Annotated in this window: 3 protein-coding genes; 1 reads left to right on the top strand and 2 read right to left on the bottom strand. The window is 62.7% G+C overall.

Going from position 1 to position 3,053, the window contains the following annotated elements; all coding sequences use genetic code 11:
- Positions 1 to 1,258 precede the first annotated feature (1,258 nt).
- Entirely contained in the window at positions 1,259 to 1,681 is a 423-nt protein-coding gene (locus AB0C02_RS33450) for an NUDIX domain-containing protein (protein WP_357553217.1), read from the top strand.
- A gap of 593 nt (positions 1,682 to 2,274) precedes the next feature.
- Here the strand turns inward: AB0C02_RS33450 and AB0C02_RS33445 are convergent.
- Together AB0C02_RS33445 and AB0C02_RS33440 are read right to left on the bottom strand one after the other, a co-directional pair.
- On the bottom strand, positions 2,275 to 2,496 hold the full coding sequence (locus tag AB0C02_RS33445) for a hypothetical protein (protein WP_357553216.1): 222 nt from the start codon (positions 2,494 to 2,496) through the stop codon (positions 2,275 to 2,277).
- On the bottom strand, positions 2,493 to 3,053 hold a 561-nt coding region (locus AB0C02_RS33440; RefSeq protein ID WP_357553215.1), incomplete at its 5' end, for a hypothetical protein. The genes AB0C02_RS33445 and AB0C02_RS33440, both read right to left, overlap by 4 nt.

The following is a 3,053-nucleotide window of genomic DNA, read 5'->3' as shown; positions in this document are numbered from 1 at the left end:
ATAGCCACCTAACGGCAAACGACCTTGAGCCACACCCAGCCAGCCCGGCGGCCCGGAACACCATCCAGACACAGAAACCCTAAGGAACGACCTTGTCGCCCTGGCCCTGGTCTGCTCGGCTTCGCCTGGGTCGGTGGCTGGCGGGATGGCGTCCCACCACCCACGAACCGGAACCGTTCGGCAACTCCATCCCGGAGTCGTCTGGCCCCCGCCGGAGGCACGCCCTTCATTGACCGGCGCGCCGGCCGATGCCGGCGCTTGCGCCGCCAGCAGGCCGAGCGCGGCCGGCGCGGCCCGCTTGCGGGCCGCCTTGATGAAGTAAGAGAACAATTCGACAGGCAGTGGCCCTGGTCGTCCTGCCTTGACCAGCGGTCAAGGTGCGGTACCGGACGGCGCACTTGACCGATGTGGTCCCCAGAACGCCAGAAGGGCCGGCCCGATATTTCGGACCAGCCCCCTGACCTGCGATTTCAACCTGTCGGGACGGCCGGATTTGAACCGACGACCCCTTGTTACCAACCGTAACCATCTCTCGCTTGTCGTTGGTTGTCGAAACCTGCTACTGACCTGTACAAACATGGCTAGGCGCTATTCATCGCTTGTCACTAATTGTCAGCTTGAAGCAGGGGTTCTCGGGGGGTAAACGGGGGGCGCGTCTACGCGGTCTTGCCTCAACGGTGCAACGAGGACGACGTCTTGCCGGGGACGCCGGCAAACAGCAAGCCTCAACGACCGAAACCTCGACGGCGTGGGCGTCCAAGCAGGTTGATCGACACATACCGGTACCCAACGTGGGATGCGGCTTACCGGCGCCATCCCGCTCGGCTGAAGATCGGCCTACTTCGACGGGTCCCGAGCCAGGCGTTCGGGACCCGTCTTTGCGCGCGAGCCCCTTCAGCCGGACGCACCTCCACGACCCGACGCGGTGTGCGCTCATGTCGAAAGTAGTGCGCTCGAACCAGTCGGTGAACCCGGAAACCACGCGCATCGAGTGTCCTGTCCCAGTGGATCTGAGTCTTCCCGCCGAAGTTGGAGTCGCTGGCCCGGCTATCTGCGACCCGACCCAGCGAAACTGCGGCGGGCGCTGCCGAGTGAACCGGACCCGTGGCCGAACGGGCGGCCATCGTGACGTTCCGTTACTAAGAAGCCGGCATCGACCGATGCCTGGCCGGGCCACGGTCGTAGGTCAATGAACAAGTAGCCGAGATGAGTGCGCCGTGTGGTGCTGGCACGTAGCGCACCTGGCAACATTTCCGCCATGGCGACCTATGAAGTTGCATTGGTGCTCCTCGTCGATTCTTCGGAAGCGGTACTCATGCAGCATCGCGACGACCGGACCTCGGTTTCTCCGAACCAGTGGAGTCTGCCGGGTGGCCATGTCGAGCCGGGCGAGACGCCTGAGCAGGCGGCGCGCCGGGAGTTGCTGGAGGAGACGGGCCTGACGGTGGGAGAGTTGCGTAAGGTGTGGAGCGGCCCACGCCCGTACGAGGCCGGCTTCCCGCACACGGTGACTGTTCACGTCTTCTGCGGCACGACCGATGCTCGACAACAGGACGTGGTGGTTGGCGAGGGCCGCGCAATGGTGTTCGTCCCCCGGGAAGAGATTCTCGACCGCGACTTGGCCGTGACGACCGCCGCAGTCCTGCCGCTCCACCTCAGCAACGCCCAGGAGGCGAACTGATCTGCCGCGAGGCGACCGCGACGGTCGGTGACCTCGATCTGTGCAGCCTGCCAGGACCCGGCGCGCCACTGCGTCCACGACCGGTGTCGCGAGCGGGTATGGTCCGCTGGTGTCGCTGACAGACGCAGATGTCGAGGCCCAACTGGCTCCGGCCGGCTTACATTTCGTGGAACGGATCCGTGGAGAGGTCCGCCAACCGTTGCCGCCGCATCGAGGTCCGGCCAGCTGTCTGGCGGAACATGGGCGGTTCGATTTACAGCCCCAGACCAGCCAGCAGCCGCAGCACACAGAACCAGGCCGCGACGATCCCTTCACGGGTCACGGCGCGCAGGGCTTCCGGGGATCGGCGCCACGCCGCTACGCGCCGTGCCAACGAACGGCCCCGCGGCCATCCAGACGGACCCCGCGGAACCCTTGGAGCACCCATCTCCCCTTCCCGGCAGGCAAGAGTCGTCCATACTGGAACCATCCATTATTTTGCATATCTTCAACGTTCTTGACAGCAACCGTGACCGCAACCCAGGTGCACAGCCACGCACTCGTGCGCACAAAGTTACGAATCAATCACGCTTAGGACTGCCCCCGGGTGCGATTCATTCACGATTCCCTTCTGGGATGTGATCGAGGATGGCAAATCCTCTTTCGATCATCTTGTCGATGACCTTGAGGGCAAGCTCGTCATCTTCGATGATTTGGGCCATCCGCGATTCTGGGTCAAAGATAATCATCTGCTCTCTAGAATTACCCAATCTGATCAGCACGTACCTTTCCAGCGGTGCATCCCAAATATCGCGGAACTCTTCAATTGTTGTCATGGAACAAAGGTCCCATCTCGCATCCATTTTCCACCTTGCGTAATATCCGAAAAACGCACCGTCGATGCGTCGGGAAGTACGATCTGACTGGATCGCTGGGGCGATCCTGCCTGCCTAAGTAGGTTGAGTACGTTAATGTCACCCTTGCTGGCATAAGGCGTGCCGCCGGGATGAGTATGGTAGATCAGGCGCTCGTCCGCACCAATCGGGACCATAACTCTCCGCCTCTGACCCGAGTGGAGCCAGTACGAGCCACCGCCGCCGTTCTTTCCTGATCCTGCCTTATACGTCAGAGCGAACTCAACGCCATGTTCGTTGCTCAGGGCCGCCAGTTCTTGTGGACTCATTCGTCCAGGAACCTGGACCCCCGCACCCCCCTGCGAGGTCGGCGATCCGGTCTCCGCAGCCGTACCTGTGCCGCCGCCGCAGTTGTGGACGAGTACTGGCTGCTCACCGGCCATTACATAGTACGTGTGGATGTCGTCGACGGTGAGGTCGCGCATCACCTTCGAGCCGGTGAACGTGCGGACCGCGGTGACGTATCGGATCTGCCCGTC

The sequence above is a fragment of the Micromonospora sp. NPDC048999 genome, assembly GCF_040649295.1.
Lineage (GTDB): Bacteria > Actinomycetota > Actinomycetes > Mycobacteriales > Micromonosporaceae > Micromonospora.
Note: the sequence above shows the minus strand (reverse complement) of the source record. Positions and strands in the feature narration are given on the sequence as shown.